At 33.1% G+C, this 14,944-nt stretch carries 17 protein-coding genes; 5 read left to right on the top strand and 12 right to left on the bottom strand.

Going from position 1 to position 14,944, the window contains the following annotated elements; translation table 11 throughout:
- The first annotated feature begins 31 nt into the window (after positions 1 to 31).
- Positions 32 to 703 (top strand): tRNA (adenosine(37)-N6)-threonylcarbamoyltransferase complex dimerization subunit type 1 TsaB, encoded by a 672-nt coding sequence (tsaB, locus tag ACFO3N_RS06275; RefSeq protein WP_379796122.1) that lies wholly within the window; start codon positions 32 to 34, stop codon positions 701 to 703.
- Between the two features lie 3 nt (positions 704 to 706).
- On the opposite strand, the gene ACFO3N_RS06280 is transcribed toward tsaB, so the two are convergent.
- The 3 genes from ACFO3N_RS06280 to ACFO3N_RS06290 all read right to left on the bottom strand — a co-directional run bounded on the left by ACFO3N_RS06280 (position 707) and on the right by ACFO3N_RS06290 (position 3,060).
- Positions 707 to 1,519, bottom strand: a complete 813-nt coding sequence (locus tag ACFO3N_RS06280) for a mechanosensitive ion channel family protein (RefSeq protein WP_379796124.1) — start codon at positions 1,517 to 1,519, stop codon at positions 707 to 709.
- An 86-nt stretch (positions 1,520 to 1,605) separates the two neighbouring features.
- Positions 1,606 to 2,016 carry a YtxH domain-containing protein gene (locus ACFO3N_RS06285; RefSeq protein WP_379796126.1) on the bottom strand — a complete coding sequence of 137 codons (411 nt, stop codon included), beginning with the start codon at positions 2,014 to 2,016 and terminating at the stop codon, positions 1,606 to 1,608.
- Positions 2,017 to 2,160: 144 nt separating this feature from the next.
- Positions 2,161 to 3,060, bottom strand: a complete 900-nt coding sequence (locus ACFO3N_RS06290) for a NifU family protein (protein ID WP_250834113.1) — start codon at positions 3,058 to 3,060, stop codon at positions 2,161 to 2,163.
- A 143-nt stretch (positions 3,061 to 3,203) separates the two neighbouring features.
- Here ACFO3N_RS06290 and ACFO3N_RS06295 point away from each other — a divergent pair, with 143 nt between their 5' ends.
- Both ACFO3N_RS06295 and ACFO3N_RS06300 read left to right on the top strand, forming a co-directional pair.
- Entirely contained in the window at positions 3,204 to 4,193 is a 990-nt protein-coding gene (locus ACFO3N_RS06295; RefSeq protein ID WP_379796128.1) for a PorP/SprF family type IX secretion system membrane protein, read from the top strand.
- Between the two features lie 10 nt (positions 4,194 to 4,203).
- Complete coding sequence (locus tag ACFO3N_RS06300) at positions 4,204 to 4,722, top strand: gamma carbonic anhydrase family protein (protein WP_379796130.1); 519 nt, start codon at positions 4,204 to 4,206, stop codon at positions 4,720 to 4,722.
- Positions 4,723 to 4,810: 88 nt separating this feature from the next.
- On the opposite strand, the gene ACFO3N_RS06305 is transcribed toward ACFO3N_RS06300, so the two are convergent.
- From ACFO3N_RS06305 to ACFO3N_RS06330, 6 genes are all read right to left on the bottom strand, one after another.
- Positions 4,811 to 5,524, bottom strand: coding sequence for a LytR/AlgR family response regulator transcription factor (locus ACFO3N_RS06305; RefSeq protein WP_379796132.1), 714 nt, complete (start codon positions 5,522 to 5,524; stop codon positions 4,811 to 4,813).
- A 108-nt stretch (positions 5,525 to 5,632) separates the two neighbouring features.
- Entirely contained in the window at positions 5,633 to 6,343 is a 711-nt protein-coding gene (locus tag ACFO3N_RS06310; RefSeq protein ID WP_379796134.1) for a dioxygenase family protein, read from the bottom strand.
- A gap of 12 nt (positions 6,344 to 6,355) precedes the next feature.
- Positions 6,356 to 7,471 (bottom strand): sensor histidine kinase, encoded by a 1,116-nt coding sequence (locus ACFO3N_RS06315; protein ID WP_379796136.1) that lies wholly within the window; start codon positions 7,469 to 7,471, stop codon positions 6,356 to 6,358.
- Positions 7,472 to 7,801, bottom strand: coding sequence for a DUF4907 domain-containing protein (locus tag ACFO3N_RS06320; protein ID WP_379796138.1), 330 nt, complete (start codon positions 7,799 to 7,801; stop codon positions 7,472 to 7,474).
- Complete coding sequence (locus ACFO3N_RS06325; RefSeq protein ID WP_379796140.1) at positions 7,788 to 8,795, bottom strand: Kelch repeat-containing protein; 1,008 nt, start codon at positions 8,793 to 8,795, stop codon at positions 7,788 to 7,790. Before ACFO3N_RS06325 ends, ACFO3N_RS06320 begins: the two co-directional genes overlap by 14 nt.
- Positions 8,796 to 8,809: 14 nt before the next feature.
- Positions 8,810 to 9,649: a DUF6268 family outer membrane beta-barrel protein gene (locus ACFO3N_RS06330; protein WP_379796142.1), complete on the bottom strand. Its 840-nt coding sequence runs from the start codon at positions 9,647 to 9,649 to the stop codon at positions 8,810 to 8,812.
- Between the two features lie 231 nt (positions 9,650 to 9,880).
- Here ACFO3N_RS06330 and ACFO3N_RS06335 point away from each other — a divergent pair, with 231 nt between their 5' ends.
- Positions 9,881 to 11,209 carry a DUF4270 family protein gene (locus ACFO3N_RS06335; protein ID WP_379796144.1) on the top strand — a complete coding sequence of 443 codons (1,329 nt, stop codon included), beginning with the start codon at positions 9,881 to 9,883 and terminating at the stop codon, positions 11,207 to 11,209.
- On the top strand, positions 11,210 to 12,445 hold the full coding sequence (locus ACFO3N_RS06340; RefSeq protein WP_379796146.1) for an aromatic hydrocarbon degradation protein: 1,236 nt from the start codon (positions 11,210 to 11,212) through the stop codon (positions 12,443 to 12,445).
- A 4-nt stretch (positions 12,446 to 12,449) separates the two neighbouring features.
- Here ACFO3N_RS06340 and murI read toward each other — a convergent pair whose 3' ends face one another.
- The 3 genes from murI to ACFO3N_RS06355 form a co-directional block, all read right to left on the bottom strand.
- Positions 12,450 to 13,226, bottom strand: a complete 777-nt coding sequence (murI, locus tag ACFO3N_RS06345) for a glutamate racemase (RefSeq protein WP_379796148.1) — start codon at positions 13,224 to 13,226, stop codon at positions 12,450 to 12,452.
- Positions 13,227 to 13,372: 146 nt separating this feature from the next.
- Positions 13,373 to 13,876, bottom strand: coding sequence for an OmpH/Skp family outer membrane protein (locus ACFO3N_RS06350; protein ID WP_172426837.1), 504 nt, complete (start codon positions 13,874 to 13,876; stop codon positions 13,373 to 13,375).
- A gap of 14 nt (positions 13,877 to 13,890) precedes the next feature.
- The gene (locus tag ACFO3N_RS06355; protein ID WP_379796150.1) at positions 13,891 to 14,925 is read right to left on the bottom strand and encodes an OmpH/Skp family outer membrane protein; all 1,035 of its coding nucleotides are present in this window, start codon (positions 14,923 to 14,925) and stop codon (positions 13,891 to 13,893) included.
- Positions 14,926 to 14,944 lie beyond the last annotated feature (19 nt).

Consider the following 14,944-nt stretch of genomic DNA (forward strand, 5'->3'; position numbering starts at 1 on the left):
CATCAATAATTAATTTTTAAAACTACATATTTTGTCTTTTATTCTCAATATCGAAACGGCTACTAAAAATTGTTCTGTATCTATTGCAAAAGATGGTGAAACAATTGTTTGCAATGAATTGGCAGATGAAGGCTATTCGCATGCCGAAAAACTTCATGTTTTTATTGAAGAGGTAATAGCAAAAGCAGGCATTTTGGCAAAGGATTTAAATGCTGTTGCAGTTAGCCAAGGCCCGGGATCTTACACAGGTTTAAGAATTGGCGTTTCAGCAGCAAAAGGGTTGTGTTATGCTTTAAATATTCCGTTAATTGCTGTCGACACTTTACATGCTCTAGCTTCTCAGGCTGGAGTTACAGACGGAAAAATTATACCGATGTTAGATGCACGCCGTATGGAAGTTTACAGCGCTATTTTTAATTCAGATTTGACAGTCGAAAGGGCTATCCAAGCTGAAATTATTGACGAAAATTCATTTCAAGAATATACAGAGAAACTTTATTTTGTTGGCGATTGTGCTGATAAATGTAAATCTGTTTTGACTAAAGACAATTTTGTGTTTTTAGAAGACATAAAATATCCTTCAGCGCAAGCAATGAGTAAAATCAGTTTTGATAAGTATCAAAAAAGCGACACTGTAGATGTCGCTTATTTTGAACCTTATTATTTAAAAGATTTTATGATTGCTCCTCCAAAGAAACAGTAATATTTATTTTTGTATAGTGTAGGGTTGAACCGATATTCCGGCTTCATCTAATGCTATTTTACAGTTTTCTAATGTTTCAGAAAAAACGGCTCCATAATTGGCATTTTTAGCCCAAGGGCGAACTGCAAAATCCACCGAACTTGCAGATAAATTTTTTACAAAAACTTCTGGAGCAGGATTTTTAAGAACCTTTGGGTTTTTAAGCAAGACATCTAAGAGAACTTCTTTTGCTTTTTTAATATCAGAGTCGTAGGAAACTGAAAATGTCAAGTCGGCTTTTCTTTCTCCCTTCATGGAATAATTAATGATATTTCCGTTAGACAAAGCACCATTGGGAACAAAAACAGTCTGATTGTTTCCAGTAATCATTTTTGTTACAAAAATTTGAATTTCTTCAACCGTAGCAACAATGCCTTGTGCTTCTATCGTATCTCCAACTTTAAATGGTTTAAAAACAATAATAAGCATTCCGCCAGCAAAATTAGAAAGTGATCCTTGTAATGATAAGCCAACTGCTAGTCCCATTGCTCCTAAAATGGCAACAAATGAAGAAGTTTCAATTCCTAATTTAGAAATAAAGGTTACAAATAATAAAATTCTTAAAGCCCATAATAAAATATCAGCTAAGAATTTTGTTAAGGTTGGATCAAGATTTCGCTGAATCATTATTTTTCTAATAATTCGATTAATCAATCTGATGGCGTATAAACCAACAAATAAGATAAAAAATGCAGAAATCAGTTTTGGTGAATAATCGACTAAAATATCAATAAATCGAGCAACGTATTTACTGACTTGTTCTGGGCTAATGTTCATAATTTAGAAATAAAAAAACCTTCTCAAAAGAGAAGGTATATTAGTAGTGCAAATATAAAAATATTTACATTATCAGAAAAGTGTGTTTATGCCTTGTCGGCTGCTTCATCGGCGATTTCTTCTACTTCTGCAGCCGATTTTTCGCTTACATCAACAACAGTTTCAGAAATAGTTTCTGGCGTCTCACTAACGGCTGTAGAAGCTGTTTTTTCTTTAACAGAATCAACCACATCATTTACTACTTTAGCGGCTTTGTCGGCATATTCGCTTACAGTATCTTTTGCTTTTTCAGCATACTCGGCTGCGTTGTCAATAATAGGTTCCGAAGCTTCTTTTACTTTTTCAATTGCTTCTTCTGCAAAAGCTTCCGCTTTCTCGATGTATGGCGCAGCAGCTTCTTTTGCTTGCTCAAAAGTACTTTCGGCATTATTTGCCAATTCAGTTACAGACTCTTTGGTTGAGCCAAATAGATTTTTAAAAAATGAAGATAATCCCATGGTTGTTAATTAATTGGTTAAGATTACAATATTAATTAATTTTATAGAATTACTCGTTTTTTAAATGGTAAATAATTGGTAACTAGTGGTTAATAATAAAAAAAGCGCCTCAATGAGACGCTTTTGAATAATAATTTAGTCAAATTATGCATTTGATGCTTCTACTTTTATAGCGTCATCATTCAACATGCTTTTCAGCATATTTTCGATACCACTTTTTAAAGTAAATGTTGATGAAGGGCAACCGCTGCAAGCGCCTTGCAATAGTACTTTTACTGTTTTGTCATCTTCATTATAAGATTCAAAAGCAATGTTTCCACCATCAGCAGCTACAGCTGGTTTTACATACTCTTCTAAGATATTGATGATTTGCTGTGAAGTAACATCCAATTTATCAAAAGCTTCATCTTTTGTTGCTTCATTTTTGACTTTAGTTTCGATTAAACTTTCGTCTAAAACTGTTCCTCCGTTTTCAATAAATTGTTTAATGAAAGTTCTTAATTCTAAAGTGATTTCATCCCAATTATTGATTTCATATTTGGTTACCGAAATATAATTTTCGTCAATAAAAATTTCTTTCACATAAGGAAATTTGAATAATTCCTGAGCTAATGGAGAAGAAGCAGTCTGGTCAATATTTTTATATTCTACAGCATTGCGAGTTAACATTCTGCTTACAACAAATTTTAATGCAGAAGGGTTTGGAGTTGTTTCTCCGTAAACTGTAATAGGCTGTTTTTTTGCTTTTGTTTCATCAATTTTAATGATAACGCCACCTTTGTCCACAAAAGCACTAATTTGTTCTGCAACTGCATCTTTTACATCATCCCAATCTACAATGCTATATCTTTCGATAGCGATAAAATTTCCTGAGATATAGACTGTTTTAACAAACGGTAAATAGAATAATTGCTGTGCGAGAGGAGAAGCTTGTGCTTCATCAATATTTTTGAACTCAAAGTTTTGATTTTGAGTAATGAAATCATCAAATTCGAACTTTAAAATAGTTGGATTTTGAGTTTCTTTTATAGTGATTTTAGTCATGGTAATATATTTTTTGCAAATTTACTAAAGTTATTTTCTACTAATGGCTATATTTGATTTTTTAATGAAATAATTAAGACTCTTTTCAAATAAATCGTGTTAAATTGCAAGAGTGAAAATTATCTGAAAACAAAATTGTCTTTATGGAATTTAAAATCAAGGTTTTATTAATTTTTCTTATTACTACTTTTTATTCCTACTCTCAAGAGGGACTACCTGTTTATTCTGATTATTTGTCTGATAATTATTACTTAATTCACCCTTCTATGGCTGGCGCGGCTAACTGTGCCAAAATAAGATTAACGGCCAGAAAGCAATGGTTCGGAGAAGAAGACGCTCCATCTTTACAGACTCTAAGTTTTAACGGAAGAGTTGGAGAACGTTCTGGAGCTGGTATAATTCTTTTTAATGATAAAAACGGATATCATTCTCAAAAAGGTGTGAAATTGACTTACGCGCACCATATTATGTTTTCAAGAGATGAATTAGATTTGAATCAGTTGTCTTTTGGAATTAGCGGAGGTTTAATACAAAGCCAATTGGACGAGACAAAGTTTGGTGGAACTTTTGATCCAATTGTTTTTGGGTCAATTCAGAAAGATTCTTATTTCAATCTTGATGTCGGAGCATCTTACAATTATTTAGATTTCTATGCGCACGCAACAGTTCAAGGATTGTTAGAAACTAGAAGAGAATTATATACCGATTATGAATCGGATAATCTTAGAAAGTTTTTATTGAGCGCTGGTTATGTTTTTGGAAAAAATAGCAGTTGGACTTGGGAGCCTTCTTTTCTTTTTCAGCTATTTGATCAGACAAAAGCAAAAACGCTTGATTTGAATATGAAAGCCTACAAAAATATGGATTTTGGAAGTCTATGGGCGGCTTTATCTTATAGAAGAGGTTTTGATGGCGCACAGTATATTTCGGGAACTGGAGTGTCCTCTCAAAAATTACAATACTTTACACCAATTATTGGAGTTAATTTTAAGAACTTTATGTTTGCTTACACCTATACTCAGTTAATGGGAGATGTTAAGTTTGATACAGGCGGTTTTCATCAAATTACTTTAGGAGTTAATTTATTCTGCAGAAAAGCACGTTACGACTGTAATTGTCCTGCTGTTAACTAAAATTATTATTATGCTTATTAAATCTGTAAACGGAAAATCACCTCTTATTCCAGAGGATTGTTATGTTGCCGAAAACGCGACTATTGTAGGAGATGTTACTTTTGGAGAATCTTGTAGCGTTTGGTTTAATGCTGTTGTGAGAGGAGATGTTCATTTCATTAAAATCGGAAACAAGGTTAACATTCAGGATGGTGCCATAATTCACTGCACGTATCAAAAACACCCAACAATTATAGGAAATAACGTTTCAATTGGACATAATGCAATTGTACATGGCTGTACTATTCACGATAATGTTTTAATCGGAATGGGAGCAATTGTAATGGATAACTGTGTGGTAGAAAGCAATGCTATTGTTGCTGCAGGTGCCGTTGTAACTCAGAATACTGTTGTAACCTCTGGAAGTATTTATGCTGGAGTTCCTGCTAAAAAAGTAAAAGACATCGATCAATCTGATTTTGCAGGCGAAATAGGGCGTATTTCAAACAATTATGTGATGTATTCTAGTTGGTTTAAAGAAGAAAAATAAAAGCTAAAAAATTCCAATAAAAAAATTCCAAATTCCAAGATGCGACTCTTTTGGAATTTGGAATTTTTATTATTGAAATTTCAGAAAATTATAGGTTGATTTTTTCGAAGAAAGTATTTTTATAGCTTTCGCTGATTGGAATTCTTTTATCGCTTATTAAAACCTTGTTTTTCTGAATCGATTTTACGTGTTTGATATTGATGATATACGATCTATGAATTCTTGCAAAACCCTTGCTTGAAAGTAGATTTTCAAGTTTGATCAAACTAATTAATGTCAGTGTAAATTTATTATCTGTTGTATAAATTTTGACATAATCTTTTAGGCCTTCAATAAAAAGAATGTCAGCAAAATTCAATTTTACATTTTCATATTCAGCCCTAACAAACATAAAATCCTGCTCAATTTCGGGTGCATTATTGTTTTCTGCAATTGCAGTATTGGCTACAGGCTGCAAAACTTGTTGTGCTCTTACGACTGCTTTCAAAAATCGATGAAACGGAATTGGCTTCACTAAATAATCGACAGCACCCAGATTAAAACCTTCTACAGCATAGTCAGAATAAGCAGTTGTAAAAATAACAAGAGGTTTTTTTTCAATTGTATTTAAAAAATCAATTCCAGAAAAATGAGGCATCTGAATGTCTAGGAAAACCAAATCAATATTATTCTGGTTGATAAATGAAACAGCATCAATAGCATTATTGAAAGTGCTTACCAGCTCTAGAGTATCTACTTTTTTGACAAAATCCTGCAATAAGTCTACAGCTAAAGGTTCGTCATCAATAATTACACATTTCATTTTTTTCGGGATTAATTTTTTAAAGTTTATTTCGCAGTCAAAAGTAGTTTGAAACCAGTAAATTAAGTTTTAAAATTTTCATAAAATACTGGTTTTTACAAATCAAAATTATGCGTTAACAGTTATAGTTTTAGTCAATGTGAAACCATCTGTCAAATTACCACTTATTGTAGCTAGCTCGTCGGATAAGCTATCAGCAAAAACATTGTCTTTTGTGTTTGCAGTATCTGCTTGCCCGTGTGCGATATAATTGGTGCTTGAATATACTTCACTTGAGATAGTTTCAGGAAAAGCAATCTGCGTTACCAATAAAGAAGTTCCTGTGCTCGATAGAACTTCTACATGCACATGTGGCGCTCTTCCTTTGTACCAACCAGGATAAATTGAAATAAAAGAAACTTCTCCGCTAGCATTAGAAGTTTGTCTGCCTCTAAGGAAATGAACAGAAGTATAATCTGTCTGCTGCATTTGCGTGCCGCCGTATTCAGAATAATTTCCATCTTTGTCGCAATGCCAAACATCTACTAAAGCTCCCGAAAGAGGTTGGCAATTGTTGTTTTTATTTTCGATTTTTAAATTAATCAATAGCGCAATTCCAACACGATCAGATTTGATGTTTTCTAAAACTAGCTGACTTGGCGTTTTGATAGGGAATGGCCCCTTTGTTTCTGAAGGAGAAACGGCACAGCTTCCGTCTCCAGAATTGCTTGTGTCAGTTTCGTCATTGTCGCTTTTAGAACAAGACTCTAAAAATTTTGAAGCTGTTGCCAATGATGCAATGCCCAAAATGCCATTTCGGATAAATTTCTTTCTGTCCATAATCAGTTTTGTTTAATGTATTGCGGTTTTAATTTCGTCCAACTTTAAATTTAAATGAACTCGGTAATATTCATTATCCTGAGTAATGGTTAGTTCGTGTGCGTTAGGATATAAAAGATCAAGACGGCTTTGAATATTTACCAATCCGATTCCTGAGTTTTCAGGATCTTTTACGTAATTCTCAATGGTGTTTTCAATCCAGAAATCCAGATTATGATCTGTAATTAGAATCTTAATTTTTACATGAGCCGCGCCTTTATAATCTGTTCCATACTTAAAGGCATTTTCGACAAAAGAAATCAGTAACAAAGGCTCAATAAATTTATTTTTAGTATCGCCATGTACGTTGATAATAATGTCTTCGATATTATTTAATCGCAGCTTTTGTAACTCTATATAATTCTGGATATAATTGACTTCTTTTTCTAAAGCCACCGTTTTGTTATCTGTCTCATACAGCATGTAGCGCATCAGTTCAGACAAGGTCACGATGGCATCAGGGACCAAATCAGATTTTTTGTGTGCCAAAGAATAAATACTGTTTAAAGAATTGAATAAAAAATGCGGATTGGTTTGTTTGCGCAAATAAATCAATTCTGTATTTGTTCTATGCGTTTCGGCAATCAGTTTATTTTGCTGATTATTGTAAAATTCAGTTAATGTTCTAAAAATTGCTGAGACTGTAATAATCAGAATATAGAAAAATGAAGGAGCAATTTTAAAGAAAAGAGGCTGTCTCATTTCTATTCTGTGATGCATTCTGCCATCTTTAGGGAAAAAATGGGGCTCCCGAATAATGGTTTTAGCATACTTCATGTTTTCAGGTCTTAAATGCCTAAATTCAGGAACAAAATAATTAAATCTAATTACCATAAATAGCGCAATAAGGCCAATAGCAAATATACCATACAGCCAATATTTTTTTTGCAGCAAATAATTTGGCACCAAATAAAAATAGTTCAGATAAAACAATAAAATTCCAGAAAGCCATTGGGCGTAAAAATCGTTGTCGAGTTTAAATGGACTTTCGTAAAATTGAATCAAAGAAGTTAAAATAAAGAAAATCCATATCATAGAATGGAATAATATTTTGTTGTAGCCTGTATTTTTAATGGTATCGATCTGCATTTACAATTTTATTTTTAATAAAATTAATTCATTTTTGGTTACCGTTGGAGATAAGTTTTGTTTGAGTTTCTGCTTAACAAGATCTGCAACTTTTAGAGCATCTGTTTCTGTTTCAAAACTTTTAGTATCGCTTATTACGGGAATAACAGACTGCTTAATTAAAACTTTTTCCTTGTAGGCAATTGTATATCCCCAACCAGAGTTTGTTTTAAAAGAAGCCGTGGTTAAAGTTTCTTTTTTCGCGCAAGCGATAAAAAATAGAAGAGCAAAAACTACAAAACTCTTCTGGATGTTACTCCAGAAGAATTGTTTAGTATTAATTATCATCATCGCTTTGTTCGTCTAATGGTCTAAATTCCCAAGCATCATCAAAATAAGTAGAACCAATTCTTCCTAACATGTAGAATCCGCGGTTGTTGATGGCAAAACCAACAGCATCTGTTCTTGTAGCGCCTTCCATTGGAGTTCTTTCTGTCCATAAATCAGTTGACGGATTGTACTCCCAAACTGTTTTTACGTTTTCACCACCTATAATGTATCCTAATCCATTCATAGAGAAACTTGAAGCATTAGAACGTACAATTGCATAATCATCATTATAGCTGTAATCGTCATCTGTATCTTTGTCAACGTCTCTTTTTCTTGTCCAGACATCTGTAGCTGGATCAAATTCCCAGAAATCTTCCTGATAAACACCATTGTTTACACCAGTAACTAAATATGCTTTGTCTGCAATTGTGAAAACAGTTGCATTTCGTCTTTTGTTACCACTAAAGCCATTTACCAGAGTCCACGTATTTGTCTGGTCATCGTACTGGTAGAAATCTTTCAAATAGTTTCCATCGTAACCTGTTCCAAAATAAGCTTTACCACCAACTTGAAAGCCTACAGCGGCATAACGCGCCGTTCCTGCAAAATCTGTTTTTTGTGTCCAGCTATTCGCAGAAGGATCATATTGGTAAAAGTCTTTCAGTCTGTTTGTTCCGTCATAACCAAGACCAACATAGCCTTTTTCATTTAGTGCAAAACTAGATGCAGAACTTCTTCCTACACCTCCAAAATCTGCTTTTTGCTCCCAGTAATCTCCGTTCGAGTTATAAACCCATAAATCTTTTAAATAAACATCGCCAGTATAACCGCCAACTACATAAGCATAATCTCCGATAACGAAACTTGTAGCACTAGATCTTGCAGGACCGTCAAAAGCTGATTTTTTAATCCAGTTACCCATCAAATCATCATCATCATTATCATTGCTGCAGCTTATCAAAAAGAGACTTGAAAAAAGCGCTGTGAATAAAATTCCTTTTTTTAGATTAATCATAGTGTATTTAATATTTATTGTTTGTATTTGATCCCTATTCCTAAAACATAACCATTTCCGCTATTATAGTCATATACTTTATGGTCACTGTTATCTAGTAAATTGTATTTTTTATTGAAATCGTAACCAGCTTTAAAATTTAAAAACCAATTGCCAGTAACATTTCTTTCATATTCTAAAGCCGATGTTATTTGCGATAAAACTGCTTTTTCGGCATTATTGTCTTTATTTATTTCATCCAAATGATAGAAATTTCCATTAAAACTATTCGTCAGGCTGAAATGGTTTCGATCATTATTAGAATAAGAAATTCTCGAATCTGGAAATCCAATTTTAAAATCGGTTTGCTCATTCATTTTATAATCAAAAGCCACAATCGGTGTTGTTTTCGGCGCTCCAAAAATTGATGTTCTGCCAACTCCAACAATTACATTTAATTTTGAACTCAATTGCTGGTTGATTGCCAAACTTCCTAGAACTGTCAGGTCTGAAAAATCCAGTTTGCTTTGGAAATTTGCTGTCGGAATTACAGAAAGTTGCCATTTTGTTTTTTCTGTTATTTCAGACGAATATTCGAATTTGTTTTGAACTTGATTGAATTGAGCCTGATCCGCATAAAAATTATAGGGATTGAATTCGTAATTCACCTTCAAATTAGAATATTCTAACGTGTTCATTATTTTGCTTTTTGTTCCTAGTTTCTTCTGATAAAAAACTGCTATATCTGTTTCGTTAAAATTTATCTTTTCTGTTGGCTCCGTTTTAAAATTTACTGCGGCACTAAAATTTTCCTGAGCTTTTAAACCTAAAAACGAAATCAAAAAAAGAGAACAAACTAAAAACCTTACTTTCATTATTTATTTTATTGGTTCAAAATTAGATGGATGACGCCCTTAAAAAAAAGAAGATATATATATGACGCGTTTTGATAGACAAAATCGCTGTTTTTAAGGTCGAATTAGAATTTGAGAATAGAAATCAGATTATAGATCGTTTTACGCAATTTGTAGCTTAAAAAAGCGCGATAGTATATGTTGTAGTGTGTTGCCGAAGTGCGCAATTTATATTTGTCCAAAAATTAAATTATGCACAAGTTTATATTGATACTGCTTTTTGTATTTACGCTATTTTCATGTGGTACAGATACAGATACTGGAGAATTTACCGTTGGTTCAGATTATCTGGCTTTAAGCAATAAAGTGATTATGATAGATACTGTGACAGTAGAAATGTCAACCATCAATTTTGACTCGCTGGTAACTTCGGCTAAAAACAGAATCTTGGTTGGGAATTATGATGATCCTATTTTTGGGAAAGTAAAATCAAACAGCTATTTTCAGGTTTCAAGCAATATTTACACTTTAAATAGTTCAGGCTCTGATACTGAATCGGTAAATTATGTTTTCGATTCTATTTCGATGATTCTGAAATATGATAAATATTATTACGGAGATACTACAAAAGTTCAAACATTTGATATTCATCGTTTACTTCAAAAAATTAAAGCCAATACTGGCGAGAGTGATTTATACAACAACTCGGCATTTAATTATAGTTCTGAAAGCTTGGGAAAGATATCCTTTATGCCAAGACCAACACAAAAGGACTCTATAAATATTAAAATGAATGATGAGTTTGGAGAAGCTCTTTTTCAGAAAGTAAAAAAGAAAGAAGTTACAGATTTAGATAGTTTTACCGAATATTTAAAAGGACTTGTTTTGGTTCCAGACACATCCAATTCTTCAAGTGTAATCGGATTTAATGCAGGAAGCAGTAAAATAAGAATGTATTACTCAAAATATAAGGGAGATGCAGATCAGGCATCTTATTATCTCGATTTTACAATTATTGATAACACAAAACAGTTCAATTCTATTTCTTTGGATAAAACTGGAACCATACTACAGAATCTCCCCGTTTCTAGCAGTAATCTTTCCAGTAAACTGACCAATAATCAAGGATTTATTCAGTCAGGAACAGGAGTTGCTTGTAGGGTTGAATTTCCAAATATCAAACAGTTTAAAAATATCTCGACCAACGGAGCTATTGTCAATGCTGAATTGTTTGTAAAACCAATTAATAATTCTTATTCGGATAAATATCCGCTGGCAGATTCTTTAGCAGTTTATGTTGGAGATAATTTGAATAGAATAAGCGGAACATTGGTAAATTCTGCCGGAACCACTGTCTATGGAATATTGAATAAAAAGAGTGACGAGTTTAATGAAAATTTAGGCTATACAATTCCGATTGGCGCTTTTCTTCAAAAAGAAATGCTTAAGCAAGCCGATTCTAGATCATCTCTTATTCTGACATTGCCTTCGATTTCTAAATCGGTTAACCGAATTGTTTTAGGAAATCAAAAACATGTCGACAACAAAATTCAGCTCAAAATTTATTACATCTCTTATTAAATGAAAAATAAAATTGTTTTATGGAGTTGCTTCCTTTTAATGTCGCTGACTTCATTTTCTCAAAGCATCTCAAGTTCTCCATATTCACTTTATGGTGTCGGAAGTTTGTACGATTCAGATTTTGGTAATCTGCCTTCAATTGGTGGTTCTGGAATTGCTTTGCCTTCAGATACTTTTATCAATAATTTAAATCCGGCATCTTTAGGATTTATGTATCAGAATCACTTTCTTTTTGATATTGGAGGGAAAGCCATTGCTACAGCTTATCAGAGCAGTACTCGCACAGAAAAGAGAAATAATTTTCAATTTTCTCATTTGGCTTTTGCCTTTCCAGTTACTAAAAATTCTGGTTTTAGTTTAGCACTTCGTCCGTATTCTAGCTCGGTGTTTAAGATTTCAAATTTAAAACTTCCTATTGCCGATAGCCAGGAATATTATTATGTGACGGCACAGGGATCTGGAGGTTTAAACAATTTGGATTTTTCGTACGGATATAGATTTGGAAAAAAATTAACATTGGGAGCAACAGGAACGTTTCTTTTTGGAAACACTGTAGACGATCGTGCTTTTTTGATTTCGAATGCTATTACGACCATACATAAAAAAACAGATTATAGTGGTGTACGCGCAACATTAGGAGGGCAATTCAAAATAGATTCCACTTTTACAATCGGTACAACAGTTAAAGTTCCGTCAAGAATAAAAGCATCCAAAGTACAATCGGTAGCAAGTATTGCAGATGATGTGGAAACTGCTGTAGAAACCAATGTAGCTACAGATACAGACGATTATTACTTGCCTTTAGAGCTAGGCTTTGGAGTCAGTAAACGATTTAAGAATAATTTGAATGTAACTTTAGATTATGAGAAAAGTTTCTGGGATAGTACAAAGCAATCTGAACTTTATGGAGAATTTGTAAATCAAGATCGTTTTGCGTTCGGAATTACCTATAACGCTAAAAAGAATATTAGGAAATATTGGGATAGAGTAGGGTATTCTGCTGGTGTAAATTATGACAATGGTTATCTTGAGGTAGATAAACATCGTGTTAATAATGCGTCTGTTTCTATTGGATTAAATTTGCCAATCGAAAATACATTTTCGTCACTTAACATTTCGTATTCTTATGGGCAGAAAGGCCGAATTGCAAATGATTTAATAAAAGAAAATTACCATAAAATATCAATCAATTTATCGCTGGACGGAATTTGGTTCGTCAAGCGAAAGTTTGAATAATAATCTAAAAGTCTTTTATGATTACGGGATATTTATGTTCTAAAATTGACTCTAAAACTTTTGGGTTTGAGTTGACATAAAATATAGGGTCGCGATCTGCACTTTCAGAAAAACCAACTTTATCACGTAACAGATTTTTAGTCTGACGTGCAACAGCTTCTCCTGAATCGATTATTTTAATATGATCTGGGAGAATTTTTTTTATCTGAGGAATTAGATAAGGGTAATGGCTGCATCCTAAAACCAAATAATCAATATTAGCTTCAATCATAGGTTGTAGATAAGATTCTAATAACTGAGTCATTTCTGGCGAGTACAAATTGCCATCTTCAATTAGCTGTACAAGTCCGTGTCCTACTTGCTCAATGATTTTAGTATTCTGAAACATCTCAGCAGTTTTATTAAACAATTCGCTGTTAAGAGTTCCTTTTGTAGCTAGAATTCCAATTACCTGTGTTTGAGAATTGTTTGCAGCAGGTTTAATAGCCGGCTCAATTCCAACAAAGGGAACATCATAATCTGCACGAAGTTCAAATATGGCATTTGTAGTTGCAGTGTTACACGCTACAACAATTAGTTTACAATTATTCTCTAGCAAAAATTCTACGTTTTTTTTGCTTAATGCAACAATCTCTTCTTTGCTTCTTTGCCCATAAGGAGCATTTTTACTGTCAGCCAAATAAATGGTTTTTTCGTTTGGAAGAAGATCATGAATGGCGCTCCAAATGGAAGTTCCGCCAATACCAGAATCAAAAACGCCTATAGGATTATTGTTTGTCATAAAGCAAATTTAATATTTTTTACTATAATTCTTTATTCTAAGTTAAGTCAAATCTTGAAATAATTCCAAAGATTACTTTTAAATTTTTGTAAAAAAAAACTGCTCAATTGTCTAATTGAGCAGTTTAATTATAGAGATTTAATTTCTTAGAATCCTAAATCTTTTTTAACGTCAGCAGTGATGTTTGGACCATCAGCTAATAATAAAGTAGAACCGTCTAAAACATATTGGAAACCTTTAGCTTTTCCTACTTTTTGAATAGAAGTTCTAACTTTTTCCATTAATGGTTTTACGATGTCAGTTTCTTTTTGTTGTAATTCTTTTTGAGCATTGTCTCTGTAATCAACAATTCTCTTTTGCATATCTTGAACCTCTTTAGAACGCTCACCGTTTACAGCATCAGTTACAGTTGCAGCTTCAGCTTCGTACTTTTTGATTTTTACTTGATATTCGTCAACCATTTTTTTGTATTCAGCATCATATGTACCACTTAATTTTTGCAGTTGATTTTGAGCATCTAGCATAGCAGGCATTTTCGACATGATCTCGCTTACATCAACATGAGCTACCTTCGCTTGTGCGTTCATTGTGTTACTTGCTCCTAAAATAAGAATTGCAGCAATTAGTAAAGTTTTGATTTGTTTCATCATTTTTAAAATATTAATTAATTATTGGTCGTATTTGTTTTTTGCGATTCGGCTTCTTTTGCTTTTTTAGCCGCTTCTCTTTCTTCTAAAATTTTCTTTCTTCTTTCTTCCAATTCTTTTTTACGTTGTTCGTAAAGTAATTGTCTTTCTTCTGCTTTTGTCATTCCAGACTGTTCAGCTGAAGGTGTCTCTCCGTTGGCATCAGGTGTTGCTGTTTTTGCAGTCGAGTTTGTATTAACCGCACCACTCGTTGCAGCAGGAACGGCTGTTGTTGTAGCTGTTCCAGAAACCGTGCCATTTTTTTTCGCGTCTCTCTCTTCTTGCAGAGCTTTTCTTCTGTCGTCGTATTCTTTTCTCTTAGCCTCTTGCTCTAGTTTTCGATCTTGAATAAGCTTTTCTCTAGCAGCTCTTTTCTCGTCAAGTGCTTTTTGACGGTCAGCCATTGCTGGATTTTCGTCAATTGCATTCTCAAGATTTTCTTTAACTTCTTGCTCTTTCAATTGTTTCTTTGTTAGCTGCTCACGTTTTTCAGTACGGTTTAAGATTCTTAAAACCTGATCGCTAATATCAAATCTTTTATTGCTAAAAAGCATGGTAAGATCTGATGATTTGTCAAAAACAAAATCGTAATTTTTTGCTTCTGCGATATCTTGTACAGCAGTAAAAACCTGATCTTGTATAGGCTTTGCCAAAGCCGCTTTTTGTCTCATTAGATTTCCATCAGAACCAAATTGTTTCTGCTGATAATCCATCATTTCTTGTTCAAGAAACTTAATTTCGGTTTCTCTCTCTTCTATTAACTCTTTTGTAAGTAAAGCTTTTTCTGTCTTTAAGCCTTCCTTCAAATTATTTATATTTAATTTTTTGGCCTCTACCTCTTGTTTCCACTTTTGAGCCTTTTGCTCTAATTGTGATTTAGCTTCTTTATAATCGGAAACATTTTCTAAAATATATTCCATGTCGATGTAGCCAATTCGAGTAGTCTTACCTTGTGCCTGACTTGTATTTGCTACAATCAAGGCTAAAAATATAAATAAAAATTGTTTTCTCATAACATAACTTTATTTGATG

Source organism: Flavobacterium chungangensis (assembly GCF_042654045.1).
GTDB classification, from domain to species: Bacteria; Bacteroidota; Bacteroidia; order Flavobacteriales; family Flavobacteriaceae; genus Flavobacterium; species Flavobacterium chungangensis.